Annotated in this window: 22 protein-coding genes; 11 read left to right on the top strand and 11 right to left on the bottom strand. The window is 59.0% G+C overall.

The features are described 5' to 3' along the window. Window positions 1-171: 171 nt before the first annotated feature. A complete protein-coding gene (locus AB5Y99_RS13210) occupies window positions 172-900 on the top strand; it encodes a transporter substrate-binding domain-containing protein (RefSeq protein ID WP_265784249.1) in 729 nt (242 codons plus the stop codon). Between the two features lie 154 nt (window positions 901-1,054). On the opposite strand, the gene rluB is transcribed toward AB5Y99_RS13210, so the two are convergent. From rluB to AB5Y99_RS13185, 5 genes are all read right to left on the bottom strand, one after another. Next, window positions 1,055-1,978: a 23S rRNA pseudouridine(2605) synthase RluB gene (rluB, locus tag AB5Y99_RS13205; protein ID WP_005347347.1), complete on the bottom strand. Its 924-nt coding sequence runs from the start codon at window positions 1,976-1,978 to the stop codon at window positions 1,055-1,057. A gap of 134 nt (window positions 1,979-2,112) precedes the next feature. After that, window positions 2,113-2,685 carry an SMC-Scp complex subunit ScpB gene (gene scpB, locus AB5Y99_RS13200; protein WP_005350230.1) on the bottom strand — a complete coding sequence of 191 codons (573 nt, stop codon included), beginning with the start codon at window positions 2,683-2,685 and terminating at the stop codon, window positions 2,113-2,115. After that, complete coding sequence (locus tag AB5Y99_RS13195) at window positions 2,669-3,538, bottom strand: ScpA family protein (protein WP_162517490.1); 870 nt, start codon at window positions 3,536-3,538, stop codon at window positions 2,669-2,671. The genes scpB and AB5Y99_RS13195 overlap by 17 nt, the downstream gene beginning before the upstream one ends. Further along, a complete protein-coding gene (locus AB5Y99_RS13190; protein WP_005338129.1) occupies window positions 3,531-4,151 on the bottom strand; it encodes an L-threonylcarbamoyladenylate synthase in 621 nt (206 codons plus the stop codon). Before AB5Y99_RS13190 ends, AB5Y99_RS13195 begins: the two co-directional genes overlap by 8 nt. 226 nt (window positions 4,152-4,377) lie before the next feature. Continuing rightward, complete coding sequence (locus tag AB5Y99_RS13185; RefSeq protein ID WP_323891003.1) at window positions 4,378-5,259, bottom strand: PHP domain-containing protein; 882 nt, start codon at window positions 5,257-5,259, stop codon at window positions 4,378-4,380. A 436-nt stretch (window positions 5,260-5,695) separates the two neighbouring features. On the opposite strand from AB5Y99_RS13185, the gene AB5Y99_RS13180 reads away from it, so the two are divergent. The 8 genes from AB5Y99_RS13180 to AB5Y99_RS13145 all read left to right on the top strand — a co-directional run bounded on the left by AB5Y99_RS13180 (window position 5,696) and on the right by AB5Y99_RS13145 (window position 14,641). Further along, a complete protein-coding gene (locus AB5Y99_RS13180) occupies window positions 5,696-7,330 on the top strand; it encodes an anthranilate synthase component 1 (protein ID WP_368209858.1) in 1,635 nt (544 codons plus the stop codon). Beyond that, entirely contained in the window at window positions 7,323-7,922 is a 600-nt protein-coding gene (locus AB5Y99_RS13175) for an aminodeoxychorismate/anthranilate synthase component II (RefSeq protein ID WP_016351382.1), read from the top strand. The genes AB5Y99_RS13180 and AB5Y99_RS13175 overlap by 8 nt, the downstream gene beginning before the upstream one ends. Before the next feature lie 10 nt (window positions 7,923-7,932). After that, window positions 7,933-8,961 (top strand): anthranilate phosphoribosyltransferase, encoded by a 1,029-nt coding sequence (gene trpD / locus AB5Y99_RS13170; protein WP_346213980.1) that lies wholly within the window; start codon window positions 7,933-7,935, stop codon window positions 8,959-8,961. Continuing rightward, window positions 8,961-10,457 carry a bifunctional indole-3-glycerol-phosphate synthase TrpC/phosphoribosylanthranilate isomerase TrpF gene (trpCF, locus tag AB5Y99_RS13165; protein ID WP_368209952.1) on the top strand — a complete coding sequence of 499 codons (1,497 nt, stop codon included), beginning with the start codon at window positions 8,961-8,963 and terminating at the stop codon, window positions 10,455-10,457. Before trpD ends, trpCF begins: the two co-directional genes overlap by 1 nt. A gap of 76 nt (window positions 10,458-10,533) precedes the next feature. After that, the gene (gene trpB / locus AB5Y99_RS13160; RefSeq protein WP_005347359.1) at window positions 10,534-11,727 is read left to right on the top strand and encodes a tryptophan synthase subunit beta; all 1,194 of its coding nucleotides are present in this window, start codon (window positions 10,534-10,536) and stop codon (window positions 11,725-11,727) included. Then, entirely contained in the window at window positions 11,724-12,530 is an 807-nt protein-coding gene (gene trpA / locus AB5Y99_RS13155) for a tryptophan synthase subunit alpha (protein WP_043851420.1), read from the top strand. Before trpB ends, trpA begins: the two co-directional genes overlap by 4 nt. Before the next feature lie 633 nt (window positions 12,531-13,163). Continuing rightward, entirely contained in the window at window positions 13,164-13,907 is a 744-nt protein-coding gene (locus AB5Y99_RS13150; RefSeq protein ID WP_290043833.1) for a toll/interleukin-1 receptor domain-containing protein, read from the top strand. A gap of 134 nt (window positions 13,908-14,041) precedes the next feature. Continuing rightward, window positions 14,042-14,641: a hypothetical protein gene (locus AB5Y99_RS13145; RefSeq protein ID WP_368209856.1), complete on the top strand. Its 600-nt coding sequence runs from the start codon at window positions 14,042-14,044 to the stop codon at window positions 14,639-14,641. A gap of 477 nt (window positions 14,642-15,118) precedes the next feature. Here AB5Y99_RS13145 and AB5Y99_RS13140 read toward each other — a convergent pair whose 3' ends face one another. Then, window positions 15,119-15,652 (bottom strand): metal-dependent hydrolase, encoded by a 534-nt coding sequence (locus tag AB5Y99_RS13140; protein ID WP_368209855.1) that lies wholly within the window; start codon window positions 15,650-15,652, stop codon window positions 15,119-15,121. Window positions 15,653-15,999: 347 nt separating this feature from the next. On the opposite strand from AB5Y99_RS13140, the gene AB5Y99_RS13135 reads away from it, so the two are divergent. Then, window positions 16,000-16,776: a BPL-N domain-containing protein gene (locus AB5Y99_RS13135; RefSeq protein WP_368209854.1), complete on the top strand. Its 777-nt coding sequence runs from the start codon at window positions 16,000-16,002 to the stop codon at window positions 16,774-16,776. Window positions 16,777-16,958: 182 nt separating this feature from the next. Here the strand turns inward: AB5Y99_RS13135 and AB5Y99_RS13130 are convergent, their stop codons facing one another. Continuing rightward, window positions 16,959-17,108: a hypothetical protein gene (locus tag AB5Y99_RS13130; protein WP_005338159.1), complete on the bottom strand. Its 150-nt coding sequence runs from the start codon at window positions 17,106-17,108 to the stop codon at window positions 16,959-16,961. Between the two features lie 444 nt (window positions 17,109-17,552). Here AB5Y99_RS13130 and AB5Y99_RS13125 point away from each other — a divergent pair, with 444 nt between their 5' ends. Beyond that, window positions 17,553-19,652, top strand: a complete 2,100-nt coding sequence (locus AB5Y99_RS13125; protein WP_368209852.1) for a hypothetical protein — start codon at window positions 17,553-17,555, stop codon at window positions 19,650-19,652. Between the two features lie 76 nt (window positions 19,653-19,728). Here the strand turns inward: AB5Y99_RS13125 and AB5Y99_RS13120 are convergent, their stop codons facing one another. The 4 genes from AB5Y99_RS13120 to arsA form a co-directional block, all read right to left on the bottom strand. Further along, window positions 19,729-20,937: a NupC/NupG family nucleoside CNT transporter gene (locus AB5Y99_RS13120; RefSeq protein WP_279464554.1), complete on the bottom strand. Its 1,209-nt coding sequence runs from the start codon at window positions 20,935-20,937 to the stop codon at window positions 19,729-19,731. Between the two features lie 358 nt (window positions 20,938-21,295). Further along, entirely contained in the window at window positions 21,296-21,721 is a 426-nt protein-coding gene (gene arsC / locus AB5Y99_RS13115) for a glutaredoxin-dependent arsenate reductase (protein WP_203977043.1), read from the bottom strand. A 76-nt stretch (window positions 21,722-21,797) separates the two neighbouring features. Then, window positions 21,798-22,862 (bottom strand): ACR3 family arsenite efflux transporter, encoded by a 1,065-nt coding sequence (gene arsB, locus AB5Y99_RS13110; RefSeq protein ID WP_047440564.1) that lies wholly within the window; start codon window positions 22,860-22,862, stop codon window positions 21,798-21,800. 109 nt (window positions 22,863-22,971) lie between these two features. Next, window positions 22,972-24,735: an arsenical pump-driving ATPase gene (gene arsA / locus AB5Y99_RS13105; RefSeq protein ID WP_323890990.1), complete on the bottom strand. Its 1,764-nt coding sequence runs from the start codon at window positions 24,733-24,735 to the stop codon at window positions 22,972-22,974. Window positions 24,736-24,759 lie beyond the last annotated feature (24 nt).

Genomic DNA, 24,759 nt, shown 5'->3' with positions numbered 1-24,759 from the left:
GCCGCACAGGCTAACAAGCTCACCGGAGCAGAGCAACCGCCACAACCCCTTCCGCCCGCCAAAGGGAACGCCAAGGGCCATACGCCGCGACCAACAGCATTTATCGAGTCTGTTTTTTCCCTGCCAGAACCGCTACGCTGTCAGCAATCGATAGAGGTGAGGTCACCCGCCATGCACATCCGTTATCCGGTCACGCCCTCTGCCACTTATCGCCTCCGCTCGTCCCTTCGCTTTCTTGCCACCCTGTTTGCTCTCTCGCTGCTCCCGGCCGCCACGGTGCAGAGTGCGGTAATTATCACCGGCGAATTGCCCCCCTACTCTTCAGCGACGCTGGCCAATGGCGGCGAGCTGGCGAGCAAGGTGCTCACCACCCTCAAAGCGGCAGGCCACCCGGATCTGAGGGTCTCCTACCAGCCCTGGCCGAGGGGGCTTAAAAACATCGAGCTGGGCAACGCCATCGCCGCCTTCCCCTTTACCTGGACCAACGAGCGCAGCAACACCCTGCTGTTCAGTACCCCCATCGCCTTTGATATCCAGTCCTGGTACACCACGCCCGACAAGAAGGGACTGGAATCCCCGCCCTGGCAGCAGAAAACCGCCTGCGTGCCCAAGGGGTGGTTCTCCGATGCTATCGAGCGGGTGACCATCGAGCAGAAGCTGATCGTCAGAACCACCAACCGCCTCAACCAGTGTGTCGAACTGCTGAAAAAGGGCAAAGTCGATCTGGTGCCCATCAACGACACCTCGAAAAAGAACCTCTCGGAGGAGGACAACGCCGCCCTCTACCGCCTCTCGTTGTTTCGCCAGAACGTCACCTTCTATCTGGTCACCGCCCGCAATGAAGAGGGAGAGATGTTTATCCGCGACTTCAACAAAGAGTGGATGACACCGGCCAACTGAGGAGTGTGAGAGCAATCATTGCCATATGACCGGAGCCAGCCGGCAGCTGGAGGTCCCCCGCTAGAGATGAAAAGGCCCGCACCAGTTGGTGCGGGCCTTTGCTTGGCCGACTGCGCGCTCTTTGACGGCCCGCAGTTCGCAACGGGTTGTCGGCTTACTTGCTGCCGGTACCGGAGTTGCGGGTAGAAGCTTGCGGCTTGCGACGGGCGGTGGTGGCGCGAGCGCGGGGCTCTTTGCCCTGCATCTCTTTGTGACGCTGCACAGCGCGACGGATCTGGGCGGCCTGCTTGTGACGGCTGGTTTTGCCATCCTGCTGCAGATCGACCTTGGATTCGGTCTCCGGCGGCAGGTTGACCAGACCGCGCAGGTAGTTCACTTCCGGCAGTTTCAGCTCTTGCCAGCCGCCGCGCGGGATGCCGCGGTCCAGCTTGACGTCGCCGTAGCGGATCCGCATCAGGCGGCTCACCTGCACTTCCTGGGATTCCCACAGGCGGCGCACTTCACGGTTGCGTCCTTCGGTCAGGGTAACGTTGAACCACTGGTTCAGACCCTCACCGCCAGCCGGTTTGATCTTGTTGAACTTGGCGGTGCCATCTTCCAGCTGCACGCCCTTGCGCAGACGCTGCAGCATGGCTTCGGTGATTTCGCCAAACACGCGCACAGCGTATTCCCGCTCCACTTCGTGGCTCGGGTGCATCAGACGGTTGGCCAGCTCACCGTCGGTGGTGAACAGCAACAGACCGGAGGTGTTGACGTCGAGGCGCCCGACCGCAATCCAGCGGGCACCTTCCATCTTGGGCAGACGATCAAACACGGTGGGACGACCTTCCGGATCGTGACGGGTACACATCTCCCCTTCCGGCTTGTGGTAAGCCAGTACGCGGCAGATCACTTCCTCTGCGGCACGGGTCTTGACCTGGTGACCATCCACCCGGATCACGGCGTTCACTTCGACGCGATCCCCCAGTGTGGCGACCTTGCCATCCACACTGACCCGACCTGCGGTGATCAGGGCCTCCATCTCACGACGGGAGCCGTGACCCGCGCGGGCCAACACTTTTTGCAGTTTTTCACTCATCGGGGTTACCTGATTGTTGATCGCTGCCCACTGGTAAAAGGGGCAACGGGGTTAACTGTAACAAACGCCGGTTGGAGCACTCGCCACTGTTGAAAAATGTATATCTCGGTGACATCGGCACGCTTGGGCGCCATTCACCGGGCATCGCTCTCCCCGTCCACCGCAGAGGGCAACAGGGGTTGCAGCTCAGGATCCAGCTCGGGGAGCTGCTCCAGACTCTGCAGATTAAAGTAATCCAGAAACTCTCTGGTGGTGGCGAGCAGCTCGGGGCGACCTGCCACCTCTTTGTGACCGATGCTGCGCACCCAGCCACGCTCTTTCAGGGTATTAACTATCTGGCTCGACACCGCCACTCCGCGGATCGCTTCGATCTCGGCCCGGGTGATGGGTTGGCGATAGGCGATCAGGGTCAGCGTCTCCATCACGGCGCGGGAATAACGCGGCGCCCGCTCGCTCCAGAGCCGCGAGAGCTCTTCGGCATACTCCTGACGCGCCTGAAAGCGCCAGCCGGAGGCGACCTCTTTGAGCTCGACGCCCCGCGAGCTGTAATCTTGCCTGATCTCGGCCAACAGTAGCTGAACATAGCGACTGGTCACCGGATAATCCGCCAGCACGCTGCTTTTCAGTTCGCTGACATTGAGCGGGCGCCCGGCCACAAACAGCGCCGCTTCGATCAGGGTCTTGAGTCGTTCAGTGGGCAGCGCCACGGTTGCCCTCCTCGCTCTGCTCGGCCAATGCGAAATGAATTGGGCCGAGTGGTTCTGCCTGCAGGATCCAGATCAGTTGCTCCTTGCACAGCTCCAGCAGGGCCAGAAACGTCACCAGTACCCCCATGCGCCCCTCTTCGGCGCGCAGCACCTGCTCAAGGCGCAGGGTCTGCCCCAGCGTGAGCATGGCGAGGATCTCCGCCATGCGCACCCGGGTCGGGATCTGTTCGCGGCGGATCTGGTGATGTTCGAAATGAGTCGCGCGTTTTACCACACTTTGCATGTAAAGGGCGAGCTCAACCAGCGAAACATCGGGTGCCAGTGGCTTGAGGGCACCAAAATCGGGGGGCAAGGCAGTGGCGATATAAATCTCCCGCTCCACACGTGGCAGCTCATTGACCCTCTCTGCACCTACCTTGTAGCGCTCGTACTCCTGCAGGCGGCGAATAAGCGTCACCCGCGGGTCTTCCCCCTCCTCTTCATCCTCCAGCTCCGGAGCTTTGGGCAACAACAGACGGGATTTGATCTCCGCCAGCCAGGCCGCCATCAGCAGATACTCCGCCGCCAGTTCAAGGTTGAGCCCCTGCATCAGCTCCACGTACTCCATGTACTGGGCGGTGATCTGCAGGATCGGCAGGTTGAGGATATCGAGCTGCTGACGCCGGATGAGGTAGAGCAACAGATCGAGCGGCCCCTCGAAGGTATCGAGGAACACCTCCAGCGCATCGGGCGGGATGAACAGGTCCTGAGGCAACTCGTGATAGGGCTGCCCCAGGACTTTCGCGATGGGTAGCGCGGCGCCAGTCCCCGTCTCGGCGGAAGGAACTGTCACCGGTTCAGCGACATCACTCAAACGGAGTCGGGTCCCCGGCGCCGCGACGACGCAATACCGGCTCGTCGTCAGAGAAATCGACCACTGTGGTGGGCTGCTCACCCAGATAACCGCCGTTGACCACCAGATCGATCTGCTTGCCCAGCTTGTCGAAGATCTCTTCCGGATCGAACTCGGCCATCTCGGAGTCCGGCAGGATCAGTGTGGTGGAGAGCAGCGGCTCGCCGAGTGCTTCCAAGAGCGCCTGAGCTATCTTGTTGTCCGGCACCCGGATGCCGATGCTCTTCTTCTTCTCGTTCATCAGGCGGCGCGGCACCTCTTTGGTCGCCTTGAAGATGAAGGTGTAGGCGCCCGGGGTGTTGTTCTTGATCAGGCGAAACGCGCTGTTGTCGACCTTGGCGTAGGTGGAGATCTCGGAGAGATCGCGGCACACCAGGGTGAAGTCGTGGTTGGCGTCGAGGCGACGGATGCGGCAGATGCGCTCCAGCGCGCCCTTGTCACCCATCTGGCAACCCAGCGCATAACCGGAGTCGGTCGGATAGACGATAACGCCGCCGTTCTGGATGATCTGTACCGCCTGACCGATCAGTCGGGCCTGGGGGTTTTCAGGATGTACGTAAAAATGCTGACTCATAGCTTGTTCTCGCAATGGGGGCAGCAATACCTGCCCGCTCGTATGGTCACGGATCAAAGATCCATGACACTACCTTAACCTGTTTGTGGCCGCTTCGCTGGCGCCGTTACCGGCTCGCCAGCAGCTCGGCATGTTGTTCGGTGGTGAGCCCAAAGTGACCGGGATAGGCAAGCCACACTATGGGAATCCCCTCTTGCCCGGCTTGTTCCCTATTTCGCTGGCGCCGTTACCGGCTCGCCAGCAGCTCTGCATGTTGCTCAGTGGTGAGCCCAAAGTGACCGGGATAGGCCAGCCAGACGGGCATTCCCTCTTTGGGCAGCCAGAGGTGGCGGCCCAGCTCCGTCCAGTTGGAGGGGAAGTGAAAATCCGATCCCACCGAGATATAGAGGTCGTGATCCTTGGCCCACTGGCCCAGATTGGCCCGCTCCTGCGGGCTCTGCTGGGGCAATGAGACCTCCATGGCATCGCCACCGGCCGCCTTGAAAGCCACCAGCAGCCGCTTGATCCACTTGGCGGTGAGATCGTAACGGCTGGGGTGGGCCAGCACCGCCAGCCCGCCGGCAGCGTGAATGGCAGTGATTGCTTCGCGCATCTCGGGCCACTCGGCCGGGGCATAGCCTTTATTGCCACGGCTCAGGTACTTTTTGAATACCTTCTGCATGTTGTCGGCCACCCCGCGCGCCACCAATACCCGGGCAAAGTGGGCGCGGGTCACGGCAGCATCACCGGCGAGCTGTTTGGCCTCTTCATAGGTGCCCGGGATAAGGCACTTCTCCAGACGACGCCCGATTTCCTGCGCGCGCGCCTCACGGCGTGCCAGCTGACCGGCCAGAAAGTCGGTCAGCTGCGGATTTTTTTCTTCCACCCCCAGCGCCACGATATGAATTTCGTGATGCTCCCAGCCGGTGGAGATTTCGACCCCGCTCACCAGCCGCAGCGGCAGTTGCTCGTTCTCGATGGTGCGGCGCACCTCATCAAGTCCGGCAAGGGTATCGTGGTCAGTAACTGCTAACACCTCGACCTGTTTTTCGGCGGCGCGGCGCACCAGTTCGGCCGGGCTCAGCACCCCGTCGGAGGCAGTGGTATGGCAGTGAAGATCGAATCTCATCAGGTTATTCCGCTCTCGTGGTCAGGTCACCATTCATGGCAAATCGGTGAAAGAAGGCTAAAAAGCGACTTGACTTGGCCGCGGCTTTATCGTTTTCTGTAGGCACTTCATTGCAAACATCTTTTTACAGGACTTTATCATGCAAACGACTTCCATCCTGACCATCTGGTGGTGGCACACTCCCTGACATGCGGGCGTGTGGTCGTTGCTGTACCTGTAATCTGACAGCAAATTAAGAACCCAAAGAAAAAGCCCGCTGACCCCAGCGGGCTTTTTTATTATCCGGCAAATGGACCTGTGATGAAACCGAGAATTCAGACAAGCAAGCTGACCTGGCGATGGCGCCCCTGAACCAGCCACCCCGGACCAATTAAATTTTCAAGGAATTCAACGTCATGAACATCGGTAAAAAGCATCACACGCAAGGGAACGCACTATGACAGCCACACATCGCCTTCCTCTGGGTGAATTCGATACCCTCAAACTCAACGCCCCCTATGTGGCCGATCCGCTGGCGCTCTATACCCGCCTCTGTCAGGGCCGCCCCAACAACCTGCTGCTGGAATCGGTCGAGATCGACTCCAAGGCAGGCAAACAGAGCCTGCTGCTGGTCGATGCCTGCCTGCGCATCGAGTGCCGTGGTCGCACCGTACGGGTGCGCAGCCTGAACGACAACGGCGCCCAGTTGCAGAGCCTGCTGACCAAACGCCTGCCCGCCGCCGTTATCCAGAGCCTGGTGGCCGGTGAGCTGCAGCTCGACTTCCCGGCCTCCGATCGGGAGCAGGATGAAGATAGCCGCCTCAAGGGGATCAGCGTGCTGGACGTGCTGCGCACCCTGCAGCGGGAGCTTGATTGCCAGTTGGGTAAAGAAGCCCTCTTTATGGCGGGCAGCTTTGCCTACGACCTCATCGCCTCTTTTGAAGATCTGCCCGAAGTGCCGGAGGGGAGCAACGACTGCCCCGACTACTGCTTCTATGTGGCCGAAACCCTGATCACCATCGACCATATCGAGCGCACCACTCAACTGCTGGCCTGCATCTTTGGCGGCGACAGCGACGAAAGCCAGGTTGAAGACAGATACACCCGCCTGACCGAGCGACTCACCGACTTCAAACAGATTTGCCAGCAACCTCTAAGCGCCGAGCTGACCACCCAGCCCCTGACCGGTGGCATGAGCGTGGACAAGAGCGACAAGCAGTTCTGTGCCGAGGTGGAGAAACTCAAGGGCTTTATCCGCCGTGGCGACATCTTTCAGGTGGTGCCGTCCCGCTGCTTCTCCCTGCCCTGTCCGAGCCCCCTGGCCGCCTATCGCCGCCTCAAGCAGACCAACCCCAGCCCCTACATGTTCTACGTGCAGGATGAGGGCTTCACCCTGTTTGGCGCCTCGCCGGAGAGCGCGGTGAAATTCTGCGCCGCCAGCCGCGACGTGGAGATGTACCCCATCGCCGGTACCCGCCGCCGCGGCTTCAACCCGGATGGCAGCATCAACCGCGATCTCGACGGCCGCATCGAGCTGGAGCTGCGTCAGGACGAAAAAGAGGTGGCCGAGCACCTGATGCTGGTGGATCTGGGCCGCAACGACATCGCCCGCATCTCGGAGCCTGGCACCCGCTACGTCAAGGAGCTGCTGAAAGTGGATCGCTACAGCCACGTGATGCATCTGGTCTCCAAGGTGGTGGGCACCTTGCGCGCCGACCTTGACGCCCTGCACGCCTATCAGGCCTGCATGAACATGGGTACCCTCACCGGCGCCCCCAAAATCCGCGCCAGCGAGCTTATTCGCATGGTGGAAGGCAAGCGCCGCGGCAGCTACGGCGGCGCGGTCGGCTACATCAACGGCGCCGGCGAGATGGATACCTGCATCGTCATCCGCTCCGCCTTTGTCAAAGATGGCGTGGCCCATGTGCAGGCCGGTGCCGGGGTGGTCTATGACTCCAAGCCGCAAGCCGAAGCGGATGAAACCCGCGCCAAGGCGGCCGCCGTGCTGGCCGCCATCGCCGCCAGCCATGGCACCTCCCTGCAAGCCCTGAGCGCCCAGCAGGAGCAACATAAGGACGTGAGCCATGACTAATATCTTTCTGCTCGACAACTTCGACTCCTTTACCTACAACCTCGTCGACCAGTTCCGCTCCCTCGGTTATCCGGTGCGGATCTACCGCAACAGCCTGCCGGCCAGCCGCATCATGAGCGAAATTGCCGCCTGCGAAGGGGACGCCGTGCTGGTGCTCTCGCCGGGGCCGGGCGCCCCCCACGAGGCGGGCTGCCTGATTGATCTGATCAAGCTGGCCCGCGGTCAGGTGCCCATCCTCGGCATCTGCCTCGGCCATCAGGCTCTGTGCGAAGCCTACGGCGGCACCGTCGGCGCGGCAGGCGAAATCGTCCACGGCAAGCGGTCCCTGATTGAGCACAACGGCCACGGCGCCTTCGCAGGGCTGCAAAGCCCCTTGCCGGTGGCCCGCTATCACTCGCTGGTCGCCACCTATGTACCGGAAGAGCTGACGGTGATTGCCCACTATCAGGGCATGCCCATGGCCATCGAGCAGCAGGATGAGCGGGTACTGGGCTTCCAGTTCCACCCGGAATCCATCATGACCTCGGAAGGGGCCCGTCTGCTGACTCAGGCGCTCGCCCATATCACCCGTCCAGAAAGCAGTGTGCGGTAAGGAGACCAACATGCATCAACATCTCAACACCCTCTATCAGGGTCAGTCTCTGAGCCGTGAAAGTACCCGCGACGCCTTCGGCCAAGTGGTTCGTGGCGAAGTGGACCCCATCGTGCTCGCAAGCCTGCTGACTGCCCTCAAGATCAAGGGGGAGACCCCGGAGGAGATCGCTGGCGCCGCCGAAGCGTTGCTGGCGGAAGCGCGCGACTTCCCGCGTCCGGATTATGAGTTCTGCGACATCGTCGGTACCGGTGGCGATGGCCTCAACACCATCAACGTCTCCACCACCTCGGCGCTGGTCGCCGCCGCCTGCGGCCTGAAAGTGGCCAAGCACGGCAACCGCTCGGTTTCGAGCAAGTCGGGCTCGAGCGATCTGCTGGACAAAATGGGCATCAAGCTCGACATGAGCCCGGCGCAGGCGCGCCGCTGCCTGGATGAGCTCGGCATCTGCTTCCTGTTCGCCCCCCAGTATCACGCTGGCGTGCGCCACGCCATGCCGGTGCGTCAGGCCCTCAAGACCCGCACCCTGTTCAACGTGCTGGGGCCGCTCATCAACCCCGCTCGCCCCACCTATCAGCTGATGGGGGTCTATGCCCCCGAGCTGGTGCGCCCCATCGCAGAAACCCTGCTGGCACTGGGGCTGAAAACCGGTATGGTGGTGCACGGTGCCGGGCTAGATGAAATTGCCATCCACGGCCCGACCCAGGTGGCCCAGATCCGTGACGGCGAGATCCGCGAATTTCTGCTCACCCCGGCTGACTTTGGCCTGGAGACCTATCCGGTCAGCGCCATTCAGGGTGGGGAGCCTGAGGAGAACCGCGCCATCACCGCCGCCATCCTGGAAGGGCGTGGCACCCCGGCCCACAACGCCGCCATTGCTGCCAATGTGGCGCCACTGCTGCTGATGGCGGGCAAGGCGAAGGATCTCAAGAGCGCGGCGGCCGAGGTGCTGGCGGTGCTGGCGAGCGGCAAGGCAGCGGATCTCGCCGCCCGGCTCGCCACTTTGAGCCATCAGGAAGCGGGCAATCAGGAGGCATGATGTCAGCCACCATGTCGCACAGCAGTCATTCAGAACGCCCACAGGGCAAGAGCCAGTTTCGCAAGGATAACGAGATGTCAGACCTTATTGCCCCCCATGCATTTCTGAACATGGCCTCCATCAGCCAGACCATTCTCGGCAAGATCGTGGCGGCCAAACAGGAGTGGGTTGCCGCCCGCAAGCTGGCCCAACCGCTGGATAGCTTCCAGAGCGAGCTGACCCCCAGCGATCGGGATTTCGTAGGCGCCCTCAAGGCGGGCTCCACCCGCTTTATTCTGGAGTGCAAGAAGGCCTCTCCCTCCAAGGGCTTGATCCGCGACGATTTCAGCCCGGAGGCCATCGCCGACATCTATGGCAAATACGCCACCGCCATCTCGGTGCTGACCGACGAGAAGTTCTTTCAGGGGGATTTTACCTTTTTGCCACGGGTGCGTAGCCGCGTATCGCAGCCGGTGCTCTGCAAGGATTTCATGATTGACCCCTATCAGGTCTATCTGGCCCGCCACTATCAGGCGGACGCCATCCTGCTGATGCTCTCGGTGCTCACCGACGAGGGCTATCGCGCCCTGTTCGCGGTGGCCAAGGAGCTGGGCCTTGGCGTGCTCACCGAGGTAAGCAACGAGGAGGAGCTGACCCGCGCCATCGCGCTGGGCGCGCCGGTGATTGGCATCAACAACCGGGATCTGCGCGATTTGAGCGTCGATCTCACCCGCACCAAACAGCTGGCCGCAGACATTCCAAGCGATCGGGTAGTGATCAGCGAATCCGGCATCAACCACCGCGCTCAGGTGGCGGATCTGCGCCACCACGCCAAGGGCTTTCTGGTGGGCTCATCCCTGATGGCCGAGCCGGATCTGGAAGCGGCGGTGCGCAAGCTGGTACTGGGCCAGAACAAGGTGTGCGGCCTCACCCGCGCCGAGGATGCCGCCGCCGCCCATCAGGCGGGTGCGGTATTTGGGGGTCTTATCTTTGTTTCCAAAAGCCCGCGCTATGTGGACATTCCCGCTGCCCGCGCAGTAATGGCGGGCGCGCCGCTCGCCTATGTGGGGGTATTTCGCAACGCCCAGCCCGCCACCATCGTCAAGACGGTGGAGGCGCTGGGGCTCGCCGCGGTGCAGCTGCACGGCGATGAAGATGCCGCCTATATCGAGGGACTGCGCGCGCTGCTGCCGGCTGGCTGCCAGATCTGGAAGGCAGTTGGAGTCACAAGTGGCGAACCGCTGCCCGCCCTCGACTACCCGGCCGATCGGCTGCTGCTGGATACAAAAGTGGGCAGCCAGAGCGGCGGTACCGGTCAGGCGTTCGACTGGGCCATGCTGGCCACGCTCGATAAAGCCAAGCTGATGCTGGCGGGTGGCCTCAATCCCGACAACGCCCTGCAGGCTGCGCAAGTGGGCTGCCTCGGCCTTGATTTCAACTCCGGGGTGGAGAGTGCCCCGGGCCAGAAGGATGCGCACAAGATTGCAGCTGCCTTCGGCGCTCTGCGCCAACTGTGAAAGAGCGCTGCGAACCCGCTAAATACATGCACCAAATGAATGAATCGCTTAAGCCTATAAATACAAGGAATAGTCTATGACCCTGCTCAACCCGTTTTTCGGTGAATTTGGTGGCATGTATGTGCCCCAAATCCTTATCCCGGCCCTGCTCCAGCTGGAAAAAGCCTTTGTCGATGCCAAGGATGACCCGGCCTTTATCGCCGAGTTTCAGTCGCTCTTGACCGAGTATGCCGGTCGCCCGACCCCTCTCACCCTGACTCGCAATCTGACCAAAGGCACCAAGACCCGCCTCTATCTGAAGCGTGAAGACCTGCTGCACGGCGGCGCCCATAAGACCAACCAGGTGCTGGGTCAGGCGCTGCTGGCCAAGCGGATGGGCAAGAGCGAGATCATCGCCGAGACCGGTGCCGGTCAGCATGGCGTTGCGACTGCGCTGGCCTGCGCCCTGCTCGGCCTCAAGTGCCGGGTCTATATGGGTGCCAAGGATTGCGAGCGCCAGAAGCCCAACGTCTTTCGCATGAAGCTGATGGGCGCCACCGTTATTCCGGTGCACTCAGGCTCCAGCACCCTGAAAGATGCCTGCAACGAGGCGCTGCGCGACTGGGCCGCCAACTACGAGTCGGCCCACTACCTGCTCGGCACCGCCGCCGGTCCGCACCCCTTCCCCACTATCGTGCGGGAGTTCCAGAAGATGATCGGCGAAGAGGCCAAGGCCCAGTGCTTCGAGAAGGAGGAGCGACTGCCCGATGCGGTGATCGCCTGCGTCGGCGGTGGGTCGAACGCCATCGGCATGTTTGCCGACTTTATCGATGAGCCATCAGTGCGCCTTATCGGCGTCGAGCCGGGTGGTCACGGCATCGAGAGTGGCGAGCACGGTGCGCCGCTCGGTCACGGCAGCAAGGGGGTCTTCTTTGGCATGCACTCCTACCTGATGCAGGACAATCAGGGGCAAATTCAGGAGTCCTACTCCGTCTCGGCGGGGCTGGACTTCCCCTCCGTCGGCCCGCAGCACGCCCATCTGGCCGCCATCGGCCGCGCCGAGTACCCATCGGTAACCGACAAGGAGGCGCTGGATGCCTTCCAGGAGCTGGCCAAATCCGAAGGCATCATACCCGCGCTGGAGTCCTCCCACGCGCTGGCCCACGCCCTCAAGATGGCCCGCAGTGAACCGGAAAAAGAGCAGGTGCTTATCGTCAACCTCTCCGGCCGTGGCGACAAAGATATCTTCACCGTCGCTGACATCTTTGAAAAAGAAGGAACCTTGTCATGAACCGTTACGCACAACTCTTCTCCCGTCTGGACGCGGCCAATCAGGGCGCCTTTGTGCCGTTCGTGATGCTGGGTGACCCCACCCCCGAATTGTCGCTAGCCATCGTCGATGCGCTGGTAGAAGGGGGCGCCGATGCCCTCGAGCTCGGCATTCCCTTCTCCGATCCGGTGGCGGACGGCCCCACCATTCAGGGCGCCGCCCTGCGCGCATTTGCCAGCCACACCACCCCGGATGACTGCTTCGAGCTGCTCGGCCGCATCCGCGCCAAGTACCCGCAGCTGCCCATTGGCCTCTTGGTCTACGCCAATCTGGTCTATGTGCGCAAAATTGACGGCTTCTACGAGAAGTGCCAGCAAGCAGGCGTGGACTCGGTGCTGGTCGCCGATGTGCCGGTGCAGATGTGCGCCCCCTACAAGGCGGCCGCCGACAAGTTCGGCATCGACAGCATCTTTATCGCCCCGCCCAATGGCGACGCCGAGACCCTGAAACAGGTGGCGGAGCTCGGCAATGGTTACACCTATCTGGTGAGCCGCGCCGGCGTCACCGGTGCCGAGACCAAGGCCGGCATGCCGGTGGAAGGGCTGATCAATACCCTGCGCGAGTTCAACGCTCCCCCCGCCCTGCTCGGCTTTGGCATCAGCGAACCGGCTCAGGTGCGTGAGGCCATAGCCGCTGGCGCCGCCGGTGCCATCTCCGGCTCCGCCGTGGTGAAGATCATCGAGACCCACCACCAGAATCCGGAGCATATGCTCACTCGTCTGAAAGAGTTTGTGGAAGGGATGAAGGCCGCGACAAATAGATAAAGTCGGGTATGGGGTCGGCTGGTTGTGACCCTGATCTGCCAGTTCGCATAACCACGCCATAACCATGAGAAAGGGAGCCTGACCGGCTCCCATTCTTTTTATCTCGCTTGTGCCCGCTTGCTGCTCTGGGCGTCTTGCCCCCTCTCCCTCCGGGAGAGGGCTGGGGTGAGGGCGGCTTTGCATTCCCTGCCAAAGGAGTTGTTCACACAGCCCACGCCCCAATGACTAATTTATTGATCCAACACAGATTCCCGCCAAAACCCGCTTCTCAACGCACCACTCTCCCCCTTAAGATACCCGAATGACAATCAACCTCTCGGAAAACGCCATGACAGCGATTGTTACTATCTCGCAGGTTAAAAGCAGCGAACTGGGGGCTGTCACTCAGGGGCGGTAGCGTGGTTTTTTGTAGGTTGGCGCTGCGCAGAGCGAAGCCCAGCAGGCGAGCATTATTACGCCAACCAGTGCGGGATAAATATGGATGTGACAGATCCGTAAAACAGATTTACAAATATATTTCGCGGTAAACGTTGGGTTTCAATTCATTCAGCTCCAACCTACGCTTTTTAGCCCAACATTCGAGATGTGAAGTGAAAAATCTAACTGCATCTAGTTTAAACATCAGGATAGACAATGAATCCACCAAGAGCTTTTATTTCATACTCACATGATACAGCCCCACATAAAGAGTGGGTTTTAGATTTTGCAACCACACTTAGAAATCGAGGAATTGATGCAGTCTTAGACCAATGGGATTTGAAACCAGGAGATGATTTACCCCATTTCATGGAAACACAGCTAGAAGCAGCTGACTACATTCTTATGATATGCACTGAGAAATATGTTGAAAAAGCTAATGCTGGAGAAGGTGGTGTTGGCTATGAAAAAATGATTATGACATCCTCATTGTTATCAAAAATTGATAGCCGTAAAGTTATACCAATTATTCGACAGTCAGGAACTGATTATCGTCCAACGTTTTTAAAATCGAAGCTATATATCAATTTTTCTAACAATTCAGATATTGAATATAGTTTTGACGATTTACTTAGAACACTGCTAAATGCCCCGCTATATGAAAAGCCAGCAATCGGTGAAAATCCATTCAAACCAATGGAAAGTGCTAGACCAGATAGATCAGCTGATGGCGTTAAAGAAGTGATGAAAGCTGTAGCTAGATGCTATGAAGGAAGAGAGTATGACTATATTTGGTATAAATCTCTTATGCTAAACGTATCTATGCATAGATTTACGCTTGATAAGTACATTGAACAAGCATGCAATCAAAACCTACTAACCTGGTACTCCAATGAGAAATTAAGCATTACAAAACAAGGTATTAGTTATTTGGAGCAACATGGTATTATAGACGAGTGAAAAATTAGGATATCCACCTTTCTGATCACAAAAAACACGAAATAATGGTCTCAGCGTTGCTTGGCATTTCCTGCATATTACGCGAGAGTTATGAAATTCAAATCCTCATTATAATCAACAACAAAGGAAATAAATTGAACAAAGTAATATCTTTTATAATTATGCTATTACCTGGTATCGCGCAAGCCTTAGAAGTACCACAAATCGTCCGAGAAAAGGTAAAAGAACAACTCGCCTACACAGAATGTAGCAATCTTAAGTTAGATGACTGGCAAATCTATCCAAACCAATATATCGACGATTCAAGATTTCTCTACCATAAAATGGTCGATGACAATGATATTATCGTATTAGATATTGGAGCAGCACAAAAGGATGGTAAACGTTGCTATCTGGGAGGTAGTGCAGGCACGCCATTAGTCGTATTTATTAAAACACAAAATGGTCAATGGGATATAGCCTTTGACAGTGAACTTGCAGTTCAAGAACATACCTGGAAGAAACAAAGCGGTAGAGATCAACTAATACTTGCTCTACACGGTAGCTACTGTAATGGTGCTGGAGCTCAGGAATGTTGGTCAGCACTCGAACTAAGAGGAACAAAATTTACTCAAGTTAAAAAACACTCAGACTATAAAAAATCGCCATACAGCAGTGGTGAAAATAATGTTATTCGTTCTTATGCACCAAGTAACTCTATTGCAAAACCACTAAATCAGGACCCCCAAATTTAGAACGCTCATCTTTCTGGACAAAACATAAATCTCAAATCAGGGACACCCACCTTTCTGAACAAGGCATAACGTAGCCAATATTCAAAATGATGGATGTCCCAGCTCTGCTGTATCTAAGCCCCAAACGTTAACGTTGGTAGATTTGAGAAGTTGCATGACAACAATCAGCCAAAAAACAAAACGACTGGCTATCATCTGCTTTTCCCTGTTTCTGTTAAGACTCGGATTTCGCGCCTTTGGCTATGACCTGCTTTATCACAATCCGAATGATCCATACGGTATATCGGATTTAATTGAAGTGGCGTTAGCCCTCATATATCTGGTGAGTCTGGGTCTCTGCATACTGCATGCCCTGTGGGTATTACTCCAGAAGCGGGATCGAGGTGCCCTGGCAGCATCAGCCCTACTCGCTCTCTGTGCCATACAGTGGCACAGTTATGACTATCTTCATCACTTGGCCGCTAGTCTCAGCATCCCCTAGGGCCCCCTGCCCCACACCCGCCATCCCATCAACACCAGCATCAACACAACCCCCGGCAGCCAGACCCAGTAGAGCTCGGAGAGGATCACCGCTTCACCTCGGGCTGTGAGGTAGGCCTCCAGCTTGAAGGGGGCAACCCGGATCACCTGCCAGGGGGCGAAGAAGCGCTCGTCACGCCACGGCCAGAGCCAGCCAACCCCTTTGCCGCCGGTGGTAAGGGAATCGAGCAGGCTGTGGGAGAGCAAAGAGACCAGCAGAAACGACCAGACAGTGGTGGCGCTTGCCCTAAACTGGCGGTGAAACAGCATGGCCAGTGTTGGCAGGGCAAAGGCGAACAGCAGTGAGTGAGTAAAGCCGCGGTGGCCAAAGACATGGCCGTAGGCGACCCCCAGTTTAAAGGCGAGCACATCGGCATCGGGCAGCATGGCGATGGCGACACCGGCCAACAGCAGGCGGGGCGGGATAATCCGGCTGCCAAGCCCGAGACCAAGGCAGAGGGGTACGGCGGCGTGAGTGACGATGGTGGGCATAGGGTGAAGCTCCAACTGAAAACGTGAGCCTACCTTATCCCCGCTCGGTGAAGTGAAGGTGAAGTGCACTTTCTTTTGTTGTTGGATATCCCCCTCGAATCCTTATGCATCAGCCATAAAGGCGTCACTCCAGAAGTGATAAAAACGGCTGTGACACGACCCCTCCAAACCGGGGCTGAACTTCTGTCATTTGTCCCTTCTGTATTGGCTCGTTCGTTGTGTGTCGAACGCAGGCCCAATCAGCGTTGGCACGTTAACTTGAAATGTTCATTTAACAGCGGCTGACATGCAGAACGGGATCGTGATAAGTAGTCTCTTCGGTTCACATCACAGGGACAGTGGCAGCGATGAATGTACCAAAAAGCGTCATGCGGATTGCGAGCGTTATCAGCCTTTGGTTAGCGACTGGGTGCATGACTGAAGCCGCCTCTGCGCAGCCGCAGCAAGAGCCGTACGCGCTGATCTATAACGGGCCGGTTTCTGATGGGGATAGCACCAAAGCGATTGCGGATGTGGTCAAGCAGGTGGGCTTGCCGGTCAGGTATCTCTCCAATATTGGGGCGCTGCCTGCAGAGCTCGATAATGCCAGGGTGTTTATCGTTGGCGGCACAGAGGACGATGTTGAGCCGCTCCTCAACGCCTTCACCGCGGACGCGCGTTCGGCATTAAAAACCTATTTGCAGAATGGTGGCCGCTACCTCGGGATCTGTGGGGGTGCCTTTGTGGCATCCACCGGCTGGTCTGAAGAAGAGGGCTTTTTGCCGGCGCTGGGCCTTGTTCCTGCCACATCCGATGATTATGACGGCGACTTTAGCGCCAGGATCTTCCCGATCAGCTGGCTTGGCGAAGAGCGCCAGATGTACTACCAGGCCGGCCCGCAATTTACGCCGGTGCCAAGCCCCGAGCAGATCAAGGTCATCGCCCATTTTCAAAACCATCAGATTGCCGCGCTGATCAGCTCATATGGCAAAGGCAAGGTGGCCGTCTCCGGGCCACATCCCGAAGCCCCAGAATCGTGGAAAGCGAACGCGGTGAACGGCGACAAGATGGAGTCGAATATTCATCTGGCTGCAGGACTCGTTAACGAGTTGCTCTCCGAAGAGCCCGTCACCGATTCGAAGTAGGCGCGTCCCTACGCCCCTGGATGTGACCCCATTGCTCGGCCCGGAAGTGAGGGCAGCCAATCAGCCGCTATCCATAAAAAAACCACCGACCTGCAAAAGGTCGGTGGTTTTTTTATCGGTGGTAGATAACGGGTAGCCGATACGAAGCGTTCGCTACCTCAACTTTCGCCCGGGTGCGAGCACTACTCTTCCTGCTCCTCCGGTTGTCTCTCCTCACCCCGTATCTGTAGCAGCTCCTCGACCCTGGCTTGCCACTTGTCGTGGGCCTGTTTGCGCTCCTGCTGCATAAATGCTTCTCGCATGGTGTCGATTTTCTGGTCAAGTGTTTCCATCAGAGTGTCTCCTTGTGTGACCGCGTAAAGACTGGCTGACGGCGCGTTGGCCAACCTGCTCCCCTAATCTGACACCGCTAATGCCGTTACTGCCCAATCAAATAATCGATTGGAAGTGCGAAAACCAATCTAAAAATTCTTTTTCGTGTTTGTTCCACCACGCCAGCGCAAGGGAAACAGACCGCTCAGAGCGGGATGATCCGGCGCACGGCCAACACGTTGTTGAGTGTGGTCGTCCCCCCTTTCAGGGGAATGGGGCGCCGTTGCCCCATCCGTCCAGTGAGGAGTACCGGCAGATTTCCGGGGTGTTGCTGTGCCCATGATCACACAGTCACAACTCTCGCCCTCCTCTCACCGCGCCCCCGCTTTTTATCATCTAGAGTTACCGGGCAGTCGAAAAGCTGCTGATTTATATACATTCGCCGCCAAGAGGGATCTTTTTTCATGACCGAGCATATCGATCTGCTACCTATCAGCACGGATGATGAGCAGGACGCAGGCAACCGTTACCTCTACTACACCGAAGGGGATCTGGCCCGCATTCTTGCCAATCTGGAACAGCTGCGCCATGCGGTGTTTCCCGCCGCCATCGGAGAGAGTGAAACGGGCGCTACCGTACCTCACAACTTTCCGTCCGTCTGTCTGGTGGGGCTGGGACGCTGCGGCTCCAACATCGCGCAGGATGTGGCCTCGCTGGTCTACAACGCCCGCAGCTTTTATCTCAATGAGTTCAACAGTGAAGAGCAACGCAAGCGGGAGAAGGAGTTTGGTCCGGTAAGCTGGATCCGGCGCAATCTGCGACTGCCAAACAACGGGGCCCGACCGATCTTTCTGATCGAGCCCATGGTGATGCTGGGGGATCTGGACAAGGACATCGATGGTCGGATCCGCCACTCCAATCGCAGCGGCGAAGGTGGCTCCTTGCGTGACTACGCCAAGATGCGGGTGATGGACTTGTCGGAGATCCACGCGGGAGGCGCGGGTAACGCCCCTATCCTTGGCCAGTATCTGGCCAAGATCATCCTCAACAAGAGCCCCCACTACTTCGCCAACTCCGAGTGGCAGGCTATTCATACCTATCTGGTGGACTCCTGCGGCATCAAGGCCAACCAGTCCCGCCTCTATTTCTACATCTTCAGTGCCGGGGGCGGCACCGGCTCCGGCATGGCCTCCGAGTTCGGGCTGGCCCAGCAGTACTCCTACATGAGCAAGACCTTTTCACCCCCGTCAGAAGAGGAGGAGCACCTCTCCCTCGGGGAGCACTTCATGTTCGATCCCATCTTCACCAGCGGCATCTGCATCCTGCCCAATATCTGTGATCGGGGTATCGAGATCTCGGAAGCCCTGCACATCAACGCGGGGCGTTTGCTGTGCAAATACCTGGCCGAGGAGTGGGACTTCTCCTATCACTTCGACAACGAGCAGGCGTGCGATGTCAGCATGCTCAAGCGGATCAGGCCCTGGAATGCCATGATGCTGATCTCCAACGACATCATGCGCTACGCCGAAGAGAGCGACGATGGCGAGATCCAGCATGTTGATGTCAACACCATGGAGAAGTACGCCAACCAGTACATCTCCCAGCAGATCTTCAACATCCTCACCGCCCAGGCCGTCACCACCGACTACGACGAGAACTACTTTCGCCGGGCGGGCATTGATATCAGCGAAACCATTCGGCTCGATGCCAACGACCTCTTTATGAGTCTGGCTGGGCCGGTGGCGGTGGCGTATGCCGAGTCCATCTCGCCCCCCGGCGGCCTGTTTGACAAGGAAGACGGGCTCAATGTGGACGATCTCTTCACCCGTTCCATCGAGCTGCCCCACTTCAACAAGATGACCCAGGCCATCGAGGGGATCAGTCTGCTGCCCATCGAGGCGGGCAACTATCGGGAGTATCTGGACGACTATGTGAAAAGCGGCCATGACCCAGCCCACCTCAACGAACTGCACTTCTTCAAGAACTGCTCATCGGTGGTGTCGATCATCTCCCTGCCCAAGGAGTACAAGCTCTCCTATATGGATCTCAACCGGCTCAAGTCTCACCTCAACGGGCTCTTCCCCAATACCACCCTCAAGCGTTATGCGCTGGTCATCGGGGCGTCGGCTAACATCTCCCTCACCACCCTGATCGTCAAGAGTCCCTGCCTGAGCGATGACTTCCTGACCCTGATCGTGGCCTTTATCAAGCGCTGCTTTGCCAAGGATCACTATCGCTTCGATGAGCATCTGGACAAGGCGGTGATCGAGATGATCTGCAATGAGGAGTGGAACGATGCGCTGCTCGACAGCATGCTCAACGAGTTCGAGAACCCGGCCAAGATCCTCGATACCAACTGGTACGCCATCAAGCCCATGTATGAGAAGAAATATCGGGAGCTTATCCGCGAGAAAGAGAAGTTCGTCTCCATCAACGATATTCGCCTCAGCCGTGAGTCGGTGAAAAAGGCAGTGCTCTATCTGCGGGAGATCTATCGCCACCGGGTCAGCAAGACCCGGATCCTCTCCCTCAACCCACGACTGGGGGAAGCGAACGCTCGCTAGCCCCCTGCCCATAAAGCAAAGCGCCCGCCCCAGATGGGGGGGCGCTTTTTTACTGGCGCAGCCTGGCTTTATCTCATCAGAGGGAGACAAAGATCCCGGCCAGGGTGGCGCTCATCAGGTTGGCCAGGGTCGCAGCCAACACCGCCTTGAAGCCCATATTGGCCACGTCGTGACGGCGCTCCGGTGCCATGGTGCCGATGGAGCCAAGCTGCACCGCAATGGAGCCCAGATTGGCAAAACCGCACAGGGCGAAGGTGATGATGATCTGGGTGTGGGCGCTCAGATCAGCCTTGATATTGGCAAAGTCCAGATAGGCGACGAACTCGTTCATGATCACCTTCTGACCAATCAGGGATCCTGCCGCCATCATCTCGCTGGCGGGCACACCAATCAGCCAGGCCACTGGGGCAAACAGATAGCCAAGCAGCTGCTGCAGGGAGAGATCGGCCCAGCCGAACCACTCGCCGACGCTGGTGAGGCCAGCGTTGATCATGGTGATGACGCTGACAAAGGCGAGCAGGATGGTGCCGATGGCCACCGCGATCTTCATGCCACCCATGGCACCGCCCGCCAGCGCATCGATGGCGTTGCTGTAGTCGCTCTTGTCGAGGGTGATCTCGGTCTGATCGCTCACCTGCTGCTGTTCCGGCACCATCAGTTTGGCCATCAGCAGGCCACCCGGCGCCGCCATAAAGGAGGCGGCGATGAGGTATTTAAGATCCACCCCCAGACCGGCGTAACCGCCCAGCACCGAGCCCGCTACCGAGGCCATGCCGCAGGTCATCACCGCGAAGAGTTCGGAGCGAGTCATACCAGCGAGGAAGGGACGAATAAGCAGCGGCGACTCCCCTTGCGACAGGAAGATATTGCCGGTGGCCACCAGAGATTCGGCGCGGCTGGTGCCGAGCAGACGGTGAATGGCGCCGCCCAGTACCCGGATCACCCACTGCATGATGCCGAAGTGGTAGAGCACGGCGATCAGCGCACTGATAAAGATCACCAGCGGCAGCACCCGCACGGCGAAGATAAAGCCGTTGCTGGCGAGATCGCCAAACACAAAGCGGATGCCGCTGTCGGCAAAGCCGAGCAGGGCGGAGACGCCATTGCTCATGGCACCGAGCATGATTTGTCCGGGGGGGAAATAGAGCACCAGAGCAGCAAAACCGGTTTGCAGGGCGAGCGCACCCAGCACGGTTCGCCAGCGGATGGCTCGGCGGTTTTCACTCGCCAGCCAGGCGATAAACATCAGGGCCAGCATACCGACCAGACTCAATAACAGTGTCATCTTGCACCTATGAAGAGAGGAGTTTCATATGGCAAGTCTGCAGACAGGCGTCGCGGGAGATCCGGCGGGAGAGGTGCCGACCCACGCGACACGCAGACCACAAACCTACAGGTTAGTGGCGGGTCCCATCCTGGGGTCATTCACGTTCCGGGTGACAGCATGTATCGGGTGACGCCAGCGCCGTCGCAGGGGGAGATGCGGCCGGGTGACAGGTCGGGCGGCGATGGTACAGTGATCATCGTCACAGAAAAAGCGGTAAAACGATTGGCCGGAATAACTTTTTCAACTTGTTCACACAACGAAACAGGGCCAGCGTGACGCTGGCCCTGTTTCAATCTGTACTTGAGTACTCAGATGATTACTTGAGACGCTTGCCGCTCGCATCCACCACCTGCTCGCCATCCTCCTTGGCGAAGGCCCCTTTTTGTTGATCGGGCAGAATATCGAGCACCACTTCCGACGGGCGGCACAGTTTGGTGCCGAGGGGGGTGACCACGATGGGCCGGTTGATGAGGATGGGGTGGGCCAGCATGGCATCGACCAGCTCATCATCGCTGAAACGATCTTCCGCCAGACCGAGCGCCTCGTAAGGGGGCACGTTCTTGCGCAGCAGATCGCGCACCGGCATGTCCATGGCGGCGATCAGCGCCACCAGCTGGTCACGGGAGGGGGGCGTCTCCAGATAGTGGATGACAGTGGGCTCGACGCCGCTGTTGCGGATCAGCTCCAGGGTGTTGCGGGAGGTACCACACTCCGGGTTGTGATAGATGGTGATTGCACTCATTTGCGTGTCTCTCATTAATCAAGTGAATAGAAAATGGATAGCATCAGTTCGCGGCCAGCTGTTAGGCGGCCATCAGTCAGCGGCTTAGACCCGCTTCGTACCAGGGTTTGCTGGCGTTAACCACCCGCACCACCAGCAGCATGACCGGCACCTCGATCAGCACGCCAACCACGGTGGCGAGCGCCGCGCCGGAGTGAAAGCCGAACAGGCTGATGGCGGCGGCCACCGCCAGCTCGAAGAAGTTGGAGGCACCGATCAGGGCTGAAGGACAGGCAACCGAGTGCTTCTCCCCCACCTTGCGGTTGAGCCAGTAAGCCAATCCCGAGTTGAACAGCACCTGGATCAGGATCGGCACCGCCAACAGGGCGATGACCAGCGGCTGCTCGATAATGGCGTTGCCCTGGAAGGCGAACAGCAGCACCAGAGTGAGCAGCAGGGCCGCCACCGACCAGGGCTGGATGCGGGTCATAACGCCGTCAAAATGGGCCTCTCCCTTTTTCAGCAAAGCCTTGCGCAGCAGCTGGGCGATGATGACCGGGATGACGATATAGAGCACCACAGAGGTGAGCAGGGTATCCCAAGGCACCACTATGCTGGAGACCCCGAGCAGCAGCGCCACCAGCGGCGCGAAGGCAAACACCATGATGAGGTCGTTCACCGCCACCTGCGACAGGGTGAAGTAGGGATCGCCGTTGGTAAGGCGACTCCAGACAAACACCATGGCGGTGCAGGGGGCCGCCGCCAGCAGGATCAGGCCCGCTACGTAACTGTCGAGCTGATCAGCCGGCAGCCAGTCGGCAAACAGCACGCGGATAAAGAGCCAACCGAGGAAGGCCATGGAGAAGGGCTTGACCAGCCAGTTGATAAAGAGGGTGACCCCAATGCCCTTCATGTGCCCCTTCACCTGATGCAGGGCGCCAAAATCGATCTTGAGCAGCATGGGGATGATCATCACCCAGATCAGCAGCCCCACCGGCAGGTTGACCTTGGCCACCTCCATGGCGCCGATCGCCTTGAAGAGATCCGGCAACCCCTGCCCGAGACCAATCCCCACCAGAATGCAGAGGGCGACCCAGGCGGTCAGATAACGTTCAAAAAAGCCGATGGCAGGCACGGCCTTGGCATCACATGTTGCAGACATCACAGCTCCCGATGCGGCGCAATCCCGCATCTTCTATTGGTTCAAAACACAGGTTTATAACAAGTAACGGCATATTCAAGCCGCCCCGGCAGCAGACCGGGGCGGCGACTCAATGGTGCTGGCAGAGACGGCGCAGGGCATCGGGCCCCACTGGCTCCTCGGCGAGCAGCGGCACCACGGCGTAGCGGCTGGCATGTTGCTGCTCGACCGCTTCGATATGGGGCAACTGGCGCTCGGCCCGCAGTTGCAGCAGCGGTGAGCTGACCGCGGCTTGCTGCAAGCTGTGGTTGATGAGCCAGCCCCAGGGCTCGATACCGGCCCGGCGCAGATCGGATTGCAGATTGGCAGCCTCCTGCACTGGCGTCGGCTCGGGCAGCGTCACAATCAACACCTTGGTCTGCTTGGGATCCTGCAACTGCATCATGGGGGTGGTGAAGTGCAGCCCCTTGTTTCCCATCTGGCGAGCGATCTCCCTGTGGTAGGCGCCGGTGGCGTCAAGCAGCAGCAGGGTGTGGCCAGTGGGGGCAGTATCCATCACCACGAAGCGCTTGCCCGCCTCGCGAATAATGCGCGAGAAGGCCTGAAACACGGCAATCTCCTCGGTACAGGGGGAGCGCAAGTCCTCCTCCAGCAGTGCTCTCCCCTGCTCGTCCAGCGCCGCCCCCTTGGTGGCCAGCACCTGGGCGCGGTAACGCTCGGTCTCGGCGTGGGGGTCGATGCGGCTCACCTCCAGATGGGGCAAACTAGCTGCCAAGGTCTCACTCAGGTGCGCAGCGGGATCAGAGGTGGTGAGGTGCACCGGCAAACCGCGGCTCGCCAGCTCCACCGCCACGGCGGCAGCCAGGGTGGTTTTGCCCACCCCGCCCTTGCCCATCAGCATGATAAGGCCGTGACCATCGGCGGCAAGCTCGTCCACCAGCGAACTCAACTCGGGCTGGGCTTGCTTGACAGTGGACTGTCCTGTCGGGGATTGGGCGGCTGTTCCCTCTGATTGCAGCAGCTGGCGCAAACTGTCGACCCCCACCAGATTGGTGGCCAGCAGCGGGATATGATCCTGCGCCAGCCCCTTTACCCCCTGCGGCATCTGGGCGAGAGCCTGTTGCTCGCGCTGCCAGAGCGCCATTGCCAGCGGATCTCCGGCAATAGAGCCTTCGGGGAAGAGGCCATTGATCACCAGTTGCTGGTTCAACAAGCCGATGGCGGCCAGCTCCTCGTGGGTGCGAGCCACTTCCCGCAGAGTGGATTGCTGGGCCCGCGCCACCAGCACCAAGCGGGTGCTGGCAGCATCAGCCAGGGCGGCGACCGCCTCGGCATACTGGCTGCGCTGTTTCTCCAGCCCCGCCAGCGGGCCGAGGCAGGAGGCATCCCCCTTGCCCTGCTCCAGAAATTCGCTCCAGGCGCCCGGCAGTTGCAGCAGCCGGATGGTATGTCCGGTTGGGGCCGTATCAAAGACGATGTGGTCATACTCGGCCAGCAGTGTTTGGTCGGTCAGCAGGGCGGTGAATTCGTCAAAGGCGGCGATCTCGGTGGTGCAGGCGCCGGAGAGCTGCTCCTCGATGCTGCGCACCACGCTCTCGGGCAACTTGCCGCGCACCGGCCCGACAATCCGCTCCCGATAGGCTTTGGCCGCTGCGGGGGGATCTATCTCCAGCGCCGACAAACCGGGCACAGCGGCGATGGCAGTGACGCGATTGCCGATCTCGGTGGCAAACACCTGCCCCACGTTGGAGGCAGGGTCGGTGCTCACCAGCAGCACCCGCTTGCCAATATCACAGAGAGCCACCGCACTGGCGCAGGCTAGCGAGGTCTTGCCCACCCCGCCCTTGCCGGTGAAAAAGAGAAACGGCGGTGGATTGGTCAGAAAATGGTACATAGCCTCTCCCGAATGGTGCGTCGC

It is taken from the genome of Aeromonas sp. R4-2, from assembly GCF_040908295.1.
Taxonomy (GTDB): domain Bacteria; phylum Pseudomonadota; class Gammaproteobacteria; order Enterobacterales; family Aeromonadaceae; genus Aeromonas; species Aeromonas veronii.
Note: the sequence above shows the minus strand (reverse complement) of the source record. Positions and strands in the feature narration are given on the sequence as shown.